At 36.0% G+C, this 15,415-nt stretch carries 20 protein-coding genes; 6 read left to right on the top strand and 14 right to left on the bottom strand.

The window, feature by feature from the left end; all coding sequences use genetic code 11:
- Nucleotides 1-6 precede the first annotated feature (6 nt).
- Nucleotides 7-783, top strand: coding sequence for an ectoine/hydroxyectoine ABC transporter ATP-binding protein EhuA (gene ehuA / locus W908_RS03640; protein ID WP_053819971.1), 777 nt, complete (start codon nucleotides 7-9; stop codon nucleotides 781-783).
- On the opposite strand, the gene W908_RS03635 is transcribed toward ehuA, so the two are convergent.
- A complete protein-coding gene (locus tag W908_RS03635) occupies nucleotides 776-1,240 on the bottom strand; it encodes an Lrp/AsnC family transcriptional regulator (protein WP_053819970.1) in 465 nt (154 codons plus the stop codon). The two genes, ehuA and W908_RS03635, sit on opposite strands and share 8 nt — an antisense overlap.
- A gap of 138 nt (nucleotides 1,241-1,378) precedes the next feature.
- On the opposite strand from W908_RS03635, the gene ehuB reads away from it, so the two are divergent.
- The 3 genes from ehuB (at nucleotide 1,379) to ehuD (ending at nucleotide 3,676) form a co-directional block, all read left to right on the top strand.
- The gene (ehuB, locus tag W908_RS03630) at nucleotides 1,379-2,221 is read left to right on the top strand and encodes an ectoine/hydroxyectoine ABC transporter substrate-binding protein EhuB (protein ID WP_020027682.1); all 843 of its coding nucleotides are present in this window, start codon (nucleotides 1,379-1,381) and stop codon (nucleotides 2,219-2,221) included.
- Nucleotides 2,222-2,342: 121 nt separating this feature from the next.
- Nucleotides 2,343-3,011, top strand: a complete 669-nt coding sequence (gene ehuC / locus W908_RS03625) for an ectoine/hydroxyectoine ABC transporter permease subunit EhuC (protein WP_020025330.1) — start codon at nucleotides 2,343-2,345, stop codon at nucleotides 3,009-3,011.
- Nucleotides 3,012-3,013: 2 nt separating this feature from the next.
- Nucleotides 3,014-3,676, top strand: a complete 663-nt coding sequence (gene ehuD / locus W908_RS03620) for an ectoine/hydroxyectoine ABC transporter permease subunit EhuD (protein ID WP_053819969.1) — start codon at nucleotides 3,014-3,016, stop codon at nucleotides 3,674-3,676.
- Nucleotides 3,677-3,713: 37 nt separating this feature from the next.
- Here the strand turns inward: ehuD and W908_RS03615 are convergent, their stop codons facing one another.
- The 7 genes from W908_RS03615 to hpf all read right to left on the bottom strand — a co-directional run bounded on the left by W908_RS03615 (nucleotide 3,714) and on the right by hpf (nucleotide 7,920).
- Nucleotides 3,714-4,133 (bottom strand): GNAT family N-acetyltransferase, encoded by a 420-nt coding sequence (locus W908_RS03615; protein WP_026364821.1) that lies wholly within the window; start codon nucleotides 4,131-4,133, stop codon nucleotides 3,714-3,716.
- 16 nt (nucleotides 4,134-4,149) lie between these two features.
- Nucleotides 4,150-4,779 (bottom strand): LysE family translocator, encoded by a 630-nt coding sequence (locus W908_RS03610; protein ID WP_053819968.1) that lies wholly within the window; start codon nucleotides 4,777-4,779, stop codon nucleotides 4,150-4,152.
- 19 nt (nucleotides 4,780-4,798) lie between these two features.
- A complete protein-coding gene (locus W908_RS03605) occupies nucleotides 4,799-5,209 on the bottom strand; it encodes a VOC family protein (RefSeq protein WP_053819967.1) in 411 nt (136 codons plus the stop codon).
- Between the two features lie 13 nt (nucleotides 5,210-5,222).
- Nucleotides 5,223-5,843, bottom strand: coding sequence for a LysE family translocator (locus W908_RS03600; RefSeq protein WP_053819966.1), 621 nt, complete (start codon nucleotides 5,841-5,843; stop codon nucleotides 5,223-5,225).
- Nucleotides 5,844-5,867: 24 nt separating this feature from the next.
- Complete coding sequence (locus W908_RS03595; RefSeq protein WP_082345007.1) at nucleotides 5,868-6,173, bottom strand: putative signal transducing protein; 306 nt, start codon at nucleotides 6,171-6,173, stop codon at nucleotides 5,868-5,870.
- 17 nt (nucleotides 6,174-6,190) lie between these two features.
- Nucleotides 6,191-7,546, bottom strand: a complete 1,356-nt coding sequence (gene mgtE, locus W908_RS03590) for a magnesium transporter (protein WP_053819964.1) — start codon at nucleotides 7,544-7,546, stop codon at nucleotides 6,191-6,193.
- 80 nt (nucleotides 7,547-7,626) lie between these two features.
- Nucleotides 7,627-7,920 carry a ribosome hibernation-promoting factor, HPF/YfiA family gene (gene hpf / locus W908_RS03585; protein ID WP_020024694.1) on the bottom strand — a complete coding sequence of 98 codons (294 nt, stop codon included), beginning with the start codon at nucleotides 7,918-7,920 and terminating at the stop codon, nucleotides 7,627-7,629.
- 326 nt (nucleotides 7,921-8,246) lie between these two features.
- On the opposite strand from hpf, the gene W908_RS03580 reads away from it, so the two are divergent.
- Complete coding sequence (locus W908_RS03580; RefSeq protein WP_020027689.1) at nucleotides 8,247-9,410, top strand: aspartate aminotransferase family protein; 1,164 nt, start codon at nucleotides 8,247-8,249, stop codon at nucleotides 9,408-9,410.
- 9 nt (nucleotides 9,411-9,419) lie between these two features.
- A complete protein-coding gene (argF, locus tag W908_RS03575; RefSeq protein WP_053819963.1) occupies nucleotides 9,420-10,322 on the top strand; it encodes an ornithine carbamoyltransferase in 903 nt (300 codons plus the stop codon).
- Here argF and W908_RS03570 read toward each other — a convergent pair.
- The 6 genes from W908_RS03570 to ilvN all read right to left on the bottom strand — a co-directional run bounded on the left by W908_RS03570 (nucleotide 10,319) and on the right by ilvN (nucleotide 15,412).
- The gene (locus tag W908_RS03570) at nucleotides 10,319-11,011 is read right to left on the bottom strand and encodes an epoxyqueuosine reductase QueH (RefSeq protein WP_020025321.1); all 693 of its coding nucleotides are present in this window, start codon (nucleotides 11,009-11,011) and stop codon (nucleotides 10,319-10,321) included. The genes argF and W908_RS03570 overlap by 4 nt on opposite strands.
- A complete protein-coding gene (locus W908_RS03565) occupies nucleotides 10,999-11,406 on the bottom strand; it encodes a uracil-DNA glycosylase family protein (RefSeq protein ID WP_053819962.1) in 408 nt (135 codons plus the stop codon). Before W908_RS03565 ends, W908_RS03570 begins: the two co-directional genes overlap by 13 nt.
- 2 nt (nucleotides 11,407-11,408) lie before the next feature.
- Nucleotides 11,409-12,941 (bottom strand): 2-isopropylmalate synthase, encoded by a 1,533-nt coding sequence (locus W908_RS03560; RefSeq protein ID WP_053819961.1) that lies wholly within the window; start codon nucleotides 12,939-12,941, stop codon nucleotides 11,409-11,411.
- Between the two features lie 173 nt (nucleotides 12,942-13,114).
- Entirely contained in the window at nucleotides 13,115-13,873 is a 759-nt protein-coding gene (gene pssA / locus W908_RS03555; protein WP_053819960.1) for a CDP-diacylglycerol--serine O-phosphatidyltransferase, read from the bottom strand.
- 33 nt (nucleotides 13,874-13,906) lie between these two features.
- Nucleotides 13,907-14,911 (bottom strand): ketol-acid reductoisomerase, encoded by a 1,005-nt coding sequence (gene ilvC / locus W908_RS03550; RefSeq protein ID WP_053819959.1) that lies wholly within the window; start codon nucleotides 14,909-14,911, stop codon nucleotides 13,907-13,909.
- A 15-nt stretch (nucleotides 14,912-14,926) separates the two neighbouring features.
- Complete coding sequence (ilvN, locus tag W908_RS03545) at nucleotides 14,927-15,412, bottom strand: acetolactate synthase small subunit (RefSeq protein WP_020025316.1); 486 nt, start codon at nucleotides 15,410-15,412, stop codon at nucleotides 14,927-14,929.
- Between the last annotated feature and the right edge of the window lie 3 nt (nucleotides 15,413-15,415).

Raw genomic sequence — 15,415 nt, 5'->3', positions numbered from 1 at the left:
CATTCTATGGAAAATATTATAAAGTTTGAAAATGTTTCAAAGTCTTTTGGTGATTTACAAGTTTTAAACAATTTAAATATGGAAGTTAAAGATGGAGAAAAATTAGCCTTAATTGGGCCTAGTGGTTCAGGAAAAACAACAATTTTAAGAATTCTAATGACGCTAGAAACTATCGATGATGGTTTTGTTTCAGTTAATGACGAATATTTGTGGCATGAAAAAAGTGATGGAAAAATTATTCCTGCTTCTGAAAATCATTTACATAAGATGCGAGATCATATTGGTATGGTCTTCCAACAATTCAATCTGTTTCCTCATTTAACTGCAATAGAAAATGTGAAGCAGCCACAAACTTTAATAAAAAAGAAATCTGAAGCTGAGGCAAAAGAAAAAGCAGAAGAACTTTTTAATTTGGTTGGCCTGGGTGATAAGATTAATCATTATCCTCACCAATTATCAGGTGGACAACAACAGCGAGTAGCAATTGCAAGAGCGCTTGCTATGGATCCAAAAATTATGTTGTTTGATGAAGTTACATCGGCCCTAGATCCGGAACTTGTTGATGAAGTATTAACCGTTCTGCGCAAATTAGCATCCGATTCTGACACCACAATGCTGACTGTAACTCATGAAATGAATTTTGCTAGGGAGTTTGCTGACAGGGTATTGTTTTTTGATGGTGGTCAGATTGTAGAGTCTGGTGCTCCTGAAAATATGTTTTCAGATCCTAAAGAGAGGCGAACTAAAGAATTTTTAAAGAAGTTTATTAACAACGTTAATTAATTGGAATAGTCGAATTTTCTTTCACTTGGTTCATAACAACCATTGAGTTAAATCGCTTTATATTGGGGTCTTCCAAGAAATACTTTTTTGTAAACTCCTCATAGTCACCCATTTCCTCAAAGGTAGCAGTCAAAACGTAGTCATAATCACCCGTTACATAATAACACTGCATAACTTCTGGAGCTTTTTGCATTGCTTTTTTAAACTTATTATCATGCTCAGTGCTTTCAAAATCACTCAGAATCTGAACCACTATAGTTATTTTTCTATTTAGTTTATTTCTATCAAGAACTGAAACATCTTTTTTGATGACTCCATCCTTACGCATTGAATTTAATCTTCTTTGGCATGCTGAGGATGAAAGCCCTACATCTTTTGCTAATTTCTCAGAGGTAACTCTATTGTTACTCTGAACAATTTTTAGAATTTTTCGATCAAAACTGTCTAAAATTTTCATATATATCAATTATCACATAATTTATTTAAATAATCTTAAATTATGCGTTAATTATGCAAAAAATATCTTATTAAAATAATTCTAATCTTTGTGTTAATGTTAAACTTCATTTCCCAATTAATAAAAAAGGAGAAAGTAGTGAAAAAAATTATTACGTTATTTACCTGTTTTTTTCTTGTATTAGGTTTCACGCAGACTTCATCTGCAGAATCAGATACATTAAAAAAACTTAAGAAACAAGGTTATGCAACAGTTGCTGTTGCCAATGAACCTCCCTATAGTGATATCAAATCTGATGGATATGTGACTGGAGCTGCACCAGATGTTGCACGCGCTGTGCTTGCAGTCCTGGGTGTTCCAGAACTTAAAGCTGAAGTTATTATGTACGGTGCTATGATTCCAGCGCTTCAAGCAAGAAGAGTTGATATGGCAACTTCTGGTCTTTATATTAAGCCTGGTAGATGTGAGTCTATTATTTATTCTGAGCCTGATCTTTGTGGTGCAGAGGCGTTTGCGGTTCCAGTTGGTAATCCAAACAACCTACTAACTTATGAAGACATTGCAGCTAATCCTGCATTAAAAATGACTACTTGTGCTGGTTGTGCTGAAGAGAAATATGCTTTAGAGCGAGGTGTAAGTGCTGATCAAATTATTTATTTTGATGCACCTCCAAGTGGTATAAAAATGCTTCAACAAGGTAGAGTTGATGTATTTGCTCTATCTGGTTTAGGTACAGCAGATCTTCTTAACAAGACTAATGATCCAAACCTTGAATTAATAATGCCAGTTACTGGTGTTCCAATGGGTTGTGCTGGTGCAGCATTTAACAAGGATGATTTAGAGTTTAGATCTGAATACAATATGGCTTTGGCTATGTTGAAAGCTACTGGTGAATTTGCAGCTATAATTGAGCCTTATGGTTTCTCTGCAGAAGCAACTGCTAGTAAATCCTACTTGACACAATGTCCTGATGGAATGTAAATTGTTTTTATAATTTAATCTTCCCTGTAAGATACTCGGGGTAGGTCTAATTAGAATTTACTTTACAACCTAATCTGCCCTGTAATTTTTACAGGGCAGGTTTTTTTTAAAAATTTTTTTTATGAATGAAGTCTTAGAGTTCTACCCAATTCTTATTAAAGGAACGATTACAACAGTCCAGTTAACTGTATTAGGAGCTATATTAGCTCTAATTGTTTCTTTTATTGTTGGACTTGCAAGGATTTCTTCATTTGCTGCAGTTAGAGTAATTGCAATCATTTATTTAGAATTTTTCCGAGGCAGTTCTGCTCTCGTTCAAATGTTTTTTATATATTTCGTATTACCAATGTGGGGCATATATTTTGATGCCTTGACTGCTGGTGTAGTAGCCTGCGGCCTTAACGTCGGCGCATATGGTTCAGAGGTTGTTCGAGGAGCAATTCTTGCAGTTAGTAAGGAGCAACATGAAGCATGCAAAGCCTTAAACTATTCAAGCTTAAAAAAATATCGATACGTTATTATTCCTCAAGCAATCCCAATCATGATTCCTACATTTGGAAATTTACTTATTGAGCTTTTAAAATTAACAGCGGTTGCCTCACTGATTACTATTTCAGATCTTACATTTATGGCTCAAATAATCAGGGTTCAGACTGCATTAACATTAGAGCCATTTTTACTCATACTTGTTATTTATTTTATTATTGCTACGGTTTTGGTTCAGATAGTAGATCTGATTGCTAAAAAGTTTTCTAAAGGTAGAAATATTATGACCGCAGGAGACAAATAATTATGGAGTGGAATTGGGATCATGCATTCGCTGTTCTGCCGCAACTAACAGATGGTTTATTAGTAACTATTCAAGCTACTATTGTTGCTTCACTTCTTGCTTATGTATTGGGACTAGGGATAGCTATTGTCAAAATGTCAAAAAGTAAGCTTACACGTATTTCAATCTACTGGATTACTGAGTTTGTTAGAAGAACGCCAATCTTAGTTCAGCTTTATGTCGTATTTTATGTTCTACCAGACTTTGGAATATTCTTAGAAGCCTTCACATGTGGTGTCATTGTATTAGGCATTCATTTTAGTACATATACTTCAGAAGTCTTTAGAGCTGGTATTGACAATGTTCCTAAAGGCCAGTGGGAGGCAGCAAAGTCACTTAACTATAACCCACTTCAAACCTGGAAAAATGTTATCCTGCCTCAGGCCATACCACCAATGATTCCACCTCTTGCAAACTATCTCATTACCATGTTTAAGGAAACACCATTATTAGCAGCAATTACAGTAGTTGAATTATTTAGAGCTGCCGATCAGTATAGTAATAGTCATTACACCTATCTAGAACCAATGACCTTAGTTGGAGTGTTCTTTTTGATTGTTTCAATACCATCAGCAATGTTAGCAATGAAACTAGAAAAGAAGTTTAAGCAAGCAAAGACGGCGTAAGTCAATTTTTGACCAAACAAGTCTGATCTCAACCCCTCTAGAGAACTCTAAACATTTTGATATGGTCAATACCTGCTTCTTCGTATATCTCTCCCTCACATACAAAGCCAAGATCTAGATAAAAACTATGCGCATGCCATTGAGATGATAACCAAAGCTTTTCAAGATTGTTTTTTTGAGCCCATTTAATAAGCTCTTGCATGACGGACTTACCAATTCCAAGTCCGCGATACTTTTTTAGAACAGCAACCCTTCCAATGTGTCCATCAATTAATATCCTTCCAGTTCCAATTGGCTCATCATCAGAATAAGCCAGTACATGCTTTGCTTCATCATCTAATCCATCAATTTCAAGCTCTTCTGGCACATTCTGCTCATCAACAAAGACCTCAAACCTTATTTTGCAGATATCTTTTTCATTGCCCTTATAGTCGCAAATTTTGGATTCAATATTCATATTAATTTCATAATTATTAAGATACAAAAAATAAGTTAATTGCTAAAGCAAAATAAACGAATGCGGCTAGCTTATTTATATTGTTTCCAACTGATTTTGATTTTTTAAGAAAACTCTCAAGAAAACTTCCAAGAAATGCAATTGATGAGAAAACACATAGCGCACTTAAAATAAATAAAAGACCAAGTGTTAGGATTTGAATAGTAACACTGCCCCCACTAACATTAACAAATTGCGGCAAAAAAACCAGAAAGAAAAGAGCAACCTTTGGATTGGTCAGATTCATGATTATGCCTGTAATATAATAGGATTGATTGGTACTTTTTTCTTTGCTTTCACCAAGGACTAGCTCGTCATTTTTAAGAGACAGCCAACCTAAATAAAAAAGGTAGCATGCACCCAATATTTTTAACCCATTAAACGCAATAGCACTGGTTTGGAAAATAACGCTTACTCCAACAGCTACCAAGAGAGTATGCCCCATTAGCCCAGTACATAGCCCAAGAGTTGTAAAAAAACCTACCCTCCGTCCCCTTAATGCTGACTGAGTCATTACAAAGATATTATCTGGACCGGGCACAAAGCTTAGTACTATTGAAGCAGCGATAAAAGCAATAATTACCTCTTGACTCAAAATATCAAACATTATTCATTTTCATCATTATTTAAGAAAATACCTCAGAAGGATTTTTGTAAGCTTTAAATTCAAGTGCATTGCCAGAAAAATCTTCGAAAAACATAGTCACTTGTTCTCCAGCTAAGCCTTTAAATCGTACTGAAGGACTAATAATAAATGTCAACCCTTTGGATTGAAGCCTAGTCGACAAGTCATGGAAACTATTCCAATCCAATACACATCCAAAATGAGGCATTGGAACAGAAACATCATCCACCTTTGAGTTTGTATTACTTCTATAAATTGACTCGCCAACATGCAATGAAAGCTGGTGCCCAAAGAAATTAAAGTCAACCCAAGTGTCTGAACTTCTTCCCTCTTTACATCCTAAAAGCTCCCCATAGAACTGCCTTGCAGAATCAAGATCACTTACTGTATATGCTAGATGAAAGATGCTCATATCAATATATTAATCAGGAAGTACCCATCACTAATCCAACAAGAATTAATGTGGCACCAGTGAGTCTATTTTGCCATAATATTTTTTTTGGATCTGATAGTAAAGTTTTAGATAGCTCAGCAAGGGTTACATAGCCAGTCATTACTAGCAAATCTATTATAATTAGCGTTGAGATAAATATCAAACACGTAGATAACTTAAGTGCTGTAAGATCAATAAATAAAGGGATTAAAGCAAGAAAAAAAACTGTTCCTTTTATATTCGTTAGGTTAACAAAGAAACCTTGTAAAAGTGCTTTCAAAGGACTAAATGTGCCCTTTAATTGATTTTCTGTAGTTGCTATTTGTTCTATTTTTTTAAGCCATTGCATAAGTCCTAGAATGATCAAATAAGCCATACCAATGATTTTTATCACAATGAAAACTGAAGGGAACTGATCAATTAGAATTCCTAAGCCAAATAGCAAAAAAACAATCTGGCTCATCAAACCAAGCTGTAAACCAACTACAGCAATTAATGCTCTCTTAAAGCCGTTTTGTGTACCTTGGCTAATTGAAAATATAGCCCCAGGACCTGGAGAAATACTAATGAAAAGTGCCGAAGCCAATAAACCTAACCAAACTGTTAATTCCATTACTTTTTATACTTTTCAATTAAATTATTCATTTTCTTCATGGCACTTCCAACAGTAATCAAATGATTCATCATTCTCCTCCTGACATTTCTTGCACTCCCAGGCTGCTTGTATAGAATTATAAGATATGGATTCAATGATTTTTTTAGCATTATGAAAATCATCATCTTTCAATAACCAAACTTCAGGCCAGGTATCAAAGGGAGCTAACCCTCCCGATGCACTTGAAGCAAATTCATTATTAAGGGCGACATCAAATCCATGATTGATAAGCACATTTCTTATATTAAGCGCCATGATTCGATTTTCGTGGGTATAAATTAGCTTCATTTAGTATTGGTAACTTTCTAGATAAACAGAGCAGCGAGACCTAAAAAAGCGACAAAACCAATAACATCGGTAATGGTTGTTAAAATAACGCCACCAGCTAGTGCAGGATCAATTTTTAGTTTTGAGAGAAGTAGCGGTAAAAAAGCCCCTGAAAAAGCCGCAACAACTAAATTCGTTATGATTGCTAACGCAATAATTAGACTTAAAAGTAAATCTGCAAACCAATAATAAGTAATTAAGCCAATTACTATAGACCAAATAATTCCATTTAATCCACTTACAGCAACCTCTTTATTAATTAAAGTCTTAATATTTGCAGCAGTCACCCTTCCGGTTGCAATGCCTCGAGTCACTATGATTAAGGTTTGAGTTCCAGCAATACCACCCATGCTAGCAACAACCGGCATTAAAATTGCAAGAGCAATTTTCTGTTGCAATGTGGCTTCAAAAAGACCAATAAAATACACAGCTATAAAAGCAGTGACTAGGTTAACTCCAAGCCAAACGCTTCTTCTTTTTGAACTTTGAATGATTGGTGCAAACACATCCTCATCTTCATCCAAACCCACCATTGACATGACTGAGTGCTCTGCCTGATCACGGATGACATCAACAACATCATCAATGGTTATCCTTCCAACCAGCTGATTGTTTTCATCAATTACTGGAGCAGAAATCAGATTCCTTTGTTCAAACAAGAGAGCAACCTCTGTTTCATCAGTATCAGCACTAACTGGCTTGGAAAAATCATTGTTGATTAATGTCTCAACCATTCGCTCAGGTTCTTCAGTTAATAAGGAGGTTATTAATAAAGATCCAAGATAATTAAAATTTCGATCAACTACAAAAACTTGATCCGTATCAATAGGCATTTCTTTGAGCAATCTTAAGTATCTGATTACTGCCCTGATTGATACATCTGGTCTGACAGTTATAAAGTCAGTATTCATTAAACCACCGGCTGAATCTTCTGGATAACTCAGAATCTTGTTTAGACGCTCACGATGCTTAAAATCAAGTGTCAATAAAAGACTATGAACAGCAGACTCAGGCATATTAGGAACAATGTCAGCCAAGTCATCAGTATCTAATTTTTCAGTAGCTTTGACAAGTGAATCAACGGTCATCTCACTAATAAGTTGAGACTGAACATCCTCACTAACCTCTTTTAAAATTTCCCCTTGAATTGAAATTTCAATGCTTGGCCACAGGACCGAGCGATCTTTGGGCTGTATTGCTTCTAGTAAGAGTGCAATTTCTCCAGGATGGAGATCTTTAATTTGTTGTTTGGCCTCATCATAGTCAGACGCTTCAAGCGCAATCATCAAATTTTGGAGACTTACTTCGAAACTCGTCAGTTCAATCTCAGCCATATCTATTACCAGTTGTTTTGAGCTGCATAACAATCAAGAATTGGTATGCAGCTATTACAACATATTATAATTTATATGAGCTAAGCTCTGTGGTTATGTAGTTTTTCTTTATGTTTAATTATTTGAGAATCTAATTTATTGATTAGCTGATCTATAGAAACATACATGTCATTACTTTGTGCTTTTGCAAATAAGTCTGCACCACTGACATGAATGGTCGCTTCAGCAGTCTGAATATCTTTTTGAACTTCTAAAATCATATTGACGTTCATTACATTGTCAAAGTGATGTTTAATTTTGGAAAGCTTATCGCTTGTGTGTTGCCGGATGGCAGATGTAATATCGAGATGATGACCAGAAAGGTTTAATTGCATTTTTACTCCTTAGATTAATGAAATAAAATTGTTTTTCTTGCATTTATATTGTGTCATAAAATGCATCTCTTATTTAACTTTTTTATCTTTTATATTTAAACAATTACAGAAAATATCCCTACTACATTTAGGTTATAATATTTCTTTTTGGATTTATGAAACCCGAATGCCAACAATATCTTGCAAAACCAGACGACTCAATTCTCGAAGATCTTGTCTACAGTATTGTTTATTAATGGCGGCTAATTTGTCTTAAATCAAAAAAAGACCTAGTTTCAAAAGCCCCATTATGGGGCTTTTTTTGTTTAACTAATAATATAATATTTATGTCCAACTTAATGTCTAACTATTCTCCTCTCGAGGTGACCTTTGTCAAAGGAGAAGGATGCTGGTTAACTGACACAAAAGGAGATCAGTATCTAGATGCTCTTTCAGGTATTGGAGTTGTGAACCTGGGTCATTGTCACCCAGTTATAACAAAAAATCTTATCGATCAATCGCAGCAACTTCTCCATACTTCGAATGTTTATAGAATTGGAAATCAGGAAAAGCTTGCTAAGGAGCTCTGCACTCTTGCCAAGATGGACAAAGTGTTCTTTTCAAACTCTGGCGCTGAAGCCAATGAAGCAGCAATAAAAATTGTAAGGCTTTTTGCCAGAAGTAAAGACATTGAAAAACCAGTAATTCTAACCGCTAATCAAGGTTTTCATGGGCGAACAATGGCGACTCTTTCCGCAACCGGACAAAGTAAAGTTCAGGCCGGATTTGCACCATTAATGAGTGAATTTATTCATGTTAATTATGATGACATTGAGGCCATTAGTGATTATCAAAGTAATGCTAATGTGGTTGCTGTAATGGTTGAGCCAATTCAGGGAGAGGCTGGAATTATCATTCCAAAAAATGATTACTTAAATAAAGTTCAAGAGTTATGCAATAAAAATGGATGGTTGTTAATTCTTGATGGTGTTCAATCTTGCATGGGGAGAACTGGCAAACTTTTTGCTCATGAGCACAATCAAATTACTCCAGACATTCTATGTCTGGCCAAAGGTCTTGGCAATGGAGTTCCCATTGGTGCGTGTTTAGCAAAAGGAGTAGCCTCAAAAATGCTCACTCCAGGAACCCACGGCTCTACTTTTGGTGGAAATCCATTAGTGACCTCAGCAGCACTTGGCGTTCTTGATGTATTTCAAAACACTAATGTACTTGAAAACGTCAATAAAATGAGCGAGTACTTTAGGTCAGAATTTGACAACAAAATAAAAAATAATATTGCTGTTAAAGAACTTCGTATCAAAGGACTAATGATTGGAATTGGTCTTGATAGCAATATTATTGATTGCAGTCAACTAGTCAAAAAAGCTTTGAAAGACAACCTTCTTATTAATGTGACTGGAACTACTATAAGAATGTTGCCACCTTTGATAATTACGAAAGAAGAAATTGATATATTAATTAGCAAACTCATCAAGCTAATTAGCACCTAGGAAATAATTATGATTAAACATTTCATTAACTTTGACGATCTCAGCTTAAAAGAGTTACAGGGAATTATTGACCAAGCAATATCGCTTAAAAAAGAGCATAAAGCTCGTCAAATCAATGACACTCTAAAAAATAAAACATTAGCTATGATTTTTGATAAATCCTCAACAAGAACTAGAGTCTCTTTTGAGGCAGGAATGACTCAGCTTGGTGGCCAGTCACTTTTCTTATCTGAAAAAGATATTCAGCTAGGAAGGGGAGAGCCCATTACAGATAGTGCAATCGTTATTAGTTCGATGGTTGATGCAGTTATGCTCAGACTGTCTTCACATGAAGATATTATTGAGTTTTCTAAGCATTCTACAAAACCCGTCATTAATGCTCTGTCAGATGAATCGCATCCTTGTCAAATACTTGCTGACTTAATGACTTATCAAGAAATGTATGGTTCAATCAAAAATAAAAAGATTGCTTGGATTGGAGATGGTTGCAATGTCTGTCAAACCTATATGCAGGCGGCTGGAATCTTTGATTTTGAATTATCAATTGCAACGCCCAAGGGATATGAGCCATCTGAATTGTTCATTGAAAATTACAAAAAGAACATTAACTTTTACAGTGATCCTCTGATGGCTTGTGAAAATGCTGACATAATCGTTACCGATGTTTGGACTAGTATGGGCCAAGAATCTGAGAAAAAGCAACGAGAATTAGCCTTTACGGGCTTTCAAGTAGACCAAAATATGATGAATCAAGCTAAAAAGGATGCCATCTTTATGCACTGTCTACCAGCCTATCGCGAAAAAGAGGTTAGCTCTGAAGTTATAGATGGGAATCAAAGTGTTGTTTGGAGTGAAGCTGAAAATCGCCTTCACGTTCAAAAATCATTATTATTATATTTGATCGAGAACTAATCGATTTGAGAAAGCTTAAGCTTAGCCTCTTGATAGAACTTAACTCCTCGCTCAATCTTATTGCGCCCTTTGGCAATGCGCCAGTTATTTGTATCCCTTAAAGAATAGACGCACCCACAGTACTCTTGCTGATAAAAGTTTTCTTTTTTTGATAATTCAAGCATTCTGGAAGAGCCGCCTTGTTTACGCCAATTGAAATCCCAGTATGGAATTTTATGAGGCGCTGAAGATTTTGCACCGGACTCATTGATTTGATTCATATCCTTCCATCGAGAAATACCGAGTGTGGATGAAATAATATCAAAATCATTTTCAGATGCAAATTTAGCTGTTTTTTGAAATCTCATATCAAAACAAGTAGAACACCTCTCTCCTCTCTCAGGTTCATTTTCTTGACCTTTGGTTCTTTCAAACCACTCATCCCTATCATAATCTGCATCAATAATTGGCATGCCTAGTTTTTCTGCAAAGCGAATATTTTCATCTTTTCTGAGCTCATACTCATCCTTAGGATGGATATTCGGATTATAAAAATAAATCGTCGTATCAATATCAGAAGCCGCAAGCGCTTCCATGATTTCACCAGCACAAGGAGCACAACATGAATGCAGCAAAAGTTTTTTCTCGCCATTTGGCGTTTCAAGCTTTGGTCTTTTGTAAGATTTAAGTGAGTAATCTACTTGAGACATTGTTTTACCTTTTTTAAAATTTCCCAAGTTTCACGCTTAAGATGTGAGTCTTTAATAACATCTCTTGGATGGTATGTCGAAAAAAGAGATGACTTATCTGACTTAAATGTTGAATCCATAACCAAGACAACCTGAGCAGGATTATTGGCAATAAAACTGTCAAGATTACTTTTTTCAATCGAAGCCAGATGAACACTATTCAAATCGAGGCCAATCGAAGCCAACATTTTAACCAGCAAATCTCGAGTATTACCGGCTTCGCAAAAAGAGTCCTTTGAACTTAACTCTAATACCATGATGCATAGTGGAGATGAAATACTGGAAGTAGGATTGACTTTAGAGTACAAAAAGTCTGGAATTCCAAGCGCCTCGAGATAATCATTTCTTGACTGCATCTTTATATTTGTGGATGTGCGCGCTCTACATTAGCCATCACTTTATTCAGTGCATGAACATAAGCCTTTGCTGAAGAGGTAATAATATCGGTATCAACGCCTTGACCATTAAAGACTTTTCCTTCATGCTCTAAACGAACATTAACCTCTCCAAGTGAATCTGTTCCTTGAGTCACATTTGAAACAGAATACAGCTGAAGTTTTGGATCTATATCAACCAAAGACAGGACAGCATTAAAAGTTGCGTCAACAGCTCCCGAGGTTGAAGCTGAAGCACTATGCTCATCACCGTTTATTGAAAGTGTTACATTTGCAGTATTTACTTTTCCAGATTCAGCGGAAACTTTTAGTGAAACTAAACGAATAATTTCTGTTAACTCTGTTTGAGCCTCTGAAACAAGTGCCTGAAGATCCTCATCGAAAATATCATGCTTCTTGTCAGCCAAAGTTTTAAATCTAGAAAACGCATCATTGAGAGCTTCATCAGATTCAAACTCAACGCCTAACTCGCTTAATCTTGATTTAAATGCATTTCGTCCTGAATGCTTCCCCAAAACTAGAGAGTTATTATTCCATCCAACATCTTCAGCCTTCATGATTTCATAAGTCTCTCTGTGCTTTAGAACGCCATCTTGATGAATGCCTGCTTCATGAGCAAACGCATTCGCTCCGACAATCGCTTTATTGGGCTGAACCACAAAACCTGTAATTGATGATACTAGTCTAGAAGCAGCAAGAATCCCAGTAGCATCGATATTAGTATCGCAACCAAAAACATCCTGCCTTGTTCGAACAGCCATTACAACCTCTTCTAAGGAGGTATTTCCTGCTCTTTCACCTAGCCCATTAATCGTGCACTCTATTTGTCTCGCACCATTTAATACAGCCGACAGAGAGTTTGAAACTGCGAGTCCTAAATCATTATGACAGTGTGCCGAAAAGATGGCTTTATCAGAGTTTGGAATTCGCTCTATCAGCTCTTTCATAGTATTACCAAACTGGAAAGGAATACTGTACCCAACAGTATCAGGAATATTAATAGTAGTAGCGCCTGCATTGATTGCAGCCTCTATAATTCTACAAAGAAAATCCGTATCTGAACGTCCAGCATCTTCAGGACTAAACTCAATATTATCAGTAAACTTAGTAGCTCTTTTTACTGAACGAACTGCTTGGCTTACAACCTCATCAGGCGTCATCCCGAGCTTCATTTTCATATGAATATCTGATGTCGCAATAAAGGTATGAATTCGGGACGAGTTTGCATTTTTAATAGATTCGCCTGCTCGATCAATATCTTTATCAAGAGCTCTTGCTAGAGAACATATAGTTGAATCTTTTACCGCTTTAGCAACCGCCTGAACAGCCTCAAAATCACCTTTTGAAGCGATCGCAAAACCAGCTTCAATAACATCTACCTTCATCTTTTCTAAACTTTTGGCAATACGAACTTTTTCATCCTTGGTCATTGATGCACCAGGTGATTGCTCTCCATCCCTTAAAGTTGTATCAAATATAATTAGTTTTTCGGACATTGCTTGCTCCTTTTATTTTTCCGAATTTTATCTTAAGTTGTAGTGATAGACCTTCGTCTATTATGCGCGTTATTGCCTTACGGCAATAATCGTAACAAAGCAAAGAGCTTGCTCAGTGAAAGAGAAGTTAATAAATTAAATACTTTATTCATACGCCTAGATTATAGAGGAACTTAAGATGGTTTACTTTGTTTTTTCTCGATTCGCCTTTTATTGAGTCCAGTAATAGTGATAAAAGGACCAGAAAGCAAATAGAGAAAAAACCCAGTAAATAATATAATGTTTGGTTTATACATCAAAATGATTAGACTCAAAACAATCAATAAAAGGAATCTGAATGAGGCTTTTTTAGAATCAAGTTCTTTAAAACTATAGTATCGAACGTTACTAACCATCAAAATACCGCACAAGATTGTAATACCTGCACCAAGGTAATACCCTAAAGAAATGACCTCAGAATCAAAAGATGCAAATGTCCAAATCTTAAGCCATATCATGCTAGCAATTACGCCAGCAGCAGCAGGTGAAGGCAGTCCTTGAAAAAATCTTTTATCAGCTATACCAACTTGAGTATTAAATCTAGCAAGTCTTAAAGCTGCACACGCTAAATACACAAAGGCAGCGAGCCAACCAAATCTTCCTAGTTCATATAGCGACCACTCATAAACCAAAAGAGCCGGGGCTAAACCAAATGACACCAAATCTGCAAGTGAGTCATATTCAGCACCAAATGCACTCTGAGTATTGGTCAGTCGAGCTACACGGCCATCAAGTGTATCCCACATCATTGCAATCATGATTGAAATAGCGGCTATCGTGAATTCACCGTTGATTGAAGAGATAATTGAATAGAATCCAGCAAACATACCAAACGTTGTTAAAACGCTTGGTAATAGGTAAATTCCTCTTTTGCTTGATATTTTTTCAGTCATGACTTTTTAAAAAGCTGACATAATTAATGAGTATTAGTTTTTAGACTGATCAACTAATTTATTTTTGGCGATCCAAGGCATCATTGAACGTAAGCTTTCACCAACAGTTTCAATTTGATGTTTACGCTGAACATCACGACGACCTGGTAAGTCACCAACATTACTAACAAATTCTTTAGCAAAAGCACCACTTTGAATTTCACTTAAAATTTTCTTCATTTCGGCTTTTGTTTCTTCAGTAACTATTCTAGGGCCTCTTGTAACATCGCCATATTCTGCAGTATTAGATATTGAATAACGCATATTTGCAATACCGCCCTCATAAAGCAAGTCTACGATTAACTTTAACTCATGTAAACACTCAAAATATGCCATTTCAGGCTCGTATCCAGCCTCAACTAGTGTTTCAAATCCAGCTTGAACTAATGAAGTAGTTCCGCCACACAAAACAACTTGCTCTCCAAATAAATCAGTTTCAGTTTCTTCTCTAAAGCTTGTTTCGAGGATGCCTGTTCTTCCGCCACCAATTGCTGAAGCGTAAGAGAGCGCTATTTCTTTTGCATTACCAGAAGCATCTTGCTTAACTGCAATCAAATCTGGAATACCGCCACCCTTCACAAACTCTGAGCGAACAGTATGACCAGGCGCTTTTGGAGCAATCATAATGACATCTAGATCTTCTCTAGGAATAATCATGTCAAAATGAATATTTAAACCATGAGCAAAAGCCAAAGCTACGCCTTGCTTTAAATTGGGCTCTATATCTTTGGAATAAATACTTGCTTGGAACTCGTCTGGTGCCAAGACCATAACGACATCTGCCCATCCGCTAGCCTCTTCGACAGACATAACACCTAAACCAGCTTCTTTAGCTTTAATCGCTGAAGATGATCCCTCTCTAAGACCAACAACTACTTCTACTCCCGAATCCTTTAAATTGTTTGCGTGAGCATGCCCTTGAGATCCATAGCCAATAATAGCTACTTTTTTTCCTTGAATAATTGAAAGGTCTGCATCTTTATCGTAATATCTATTCATTTTATTTCCTATAATTTAGATTAGTTTTTTTCCTCTTGAGATCCCAGTAACTCCTGTTCTTGAGATTTCAATAATATTTGATGGCTCTATTGCATCCAAAAATGCATTAATTTTCTTTGTTTTTCCTGATACTTCTATGGTGTATATCTTATCTTTTACATCAACCACTTTACAACCAAAGATTTCCACCAGTTCCTTTAAGTCAACACCCTCTTTAGAAGTTGATGATATTTTTGCAAGCATTAACTCTCTCTCAACATGATCTTGACTCGTCAAATCACTCACTTTAACTACTTCAATGAGTTTATTAAGTTGCTTTACAATCTGCTCAAGAACGCGCTCACTTCCAGAAGATACAATTGTCATTCTTGAGAGCGTTGGATCATTCGTTTGAGCTACGGTAAGTGACTCAATATTAAAACCGCGTTGGGTAAAAAGACCTGCAACTCTTGACAGAGCACCAGCTTCATCTTCTAATATAACTGAAATAATATGTCTCATAAA

The sequence above is a fragment of the Candidatus Pseudothioglobus singularis PS1 genome (assembly GCF_001281385.1).
GTDB classification, from domain to species: Bacteria; Pseudomonadota; Gammaproteobacteria; order PS1; family Pseudothioglobaceae; genus Pseudothioglobus; species Pseudothioglobus singularis.
Note: the sequence above shows the minus strand (reverse complement) of the source record. Positions and strands in the feature narration are given on the sequence as shown.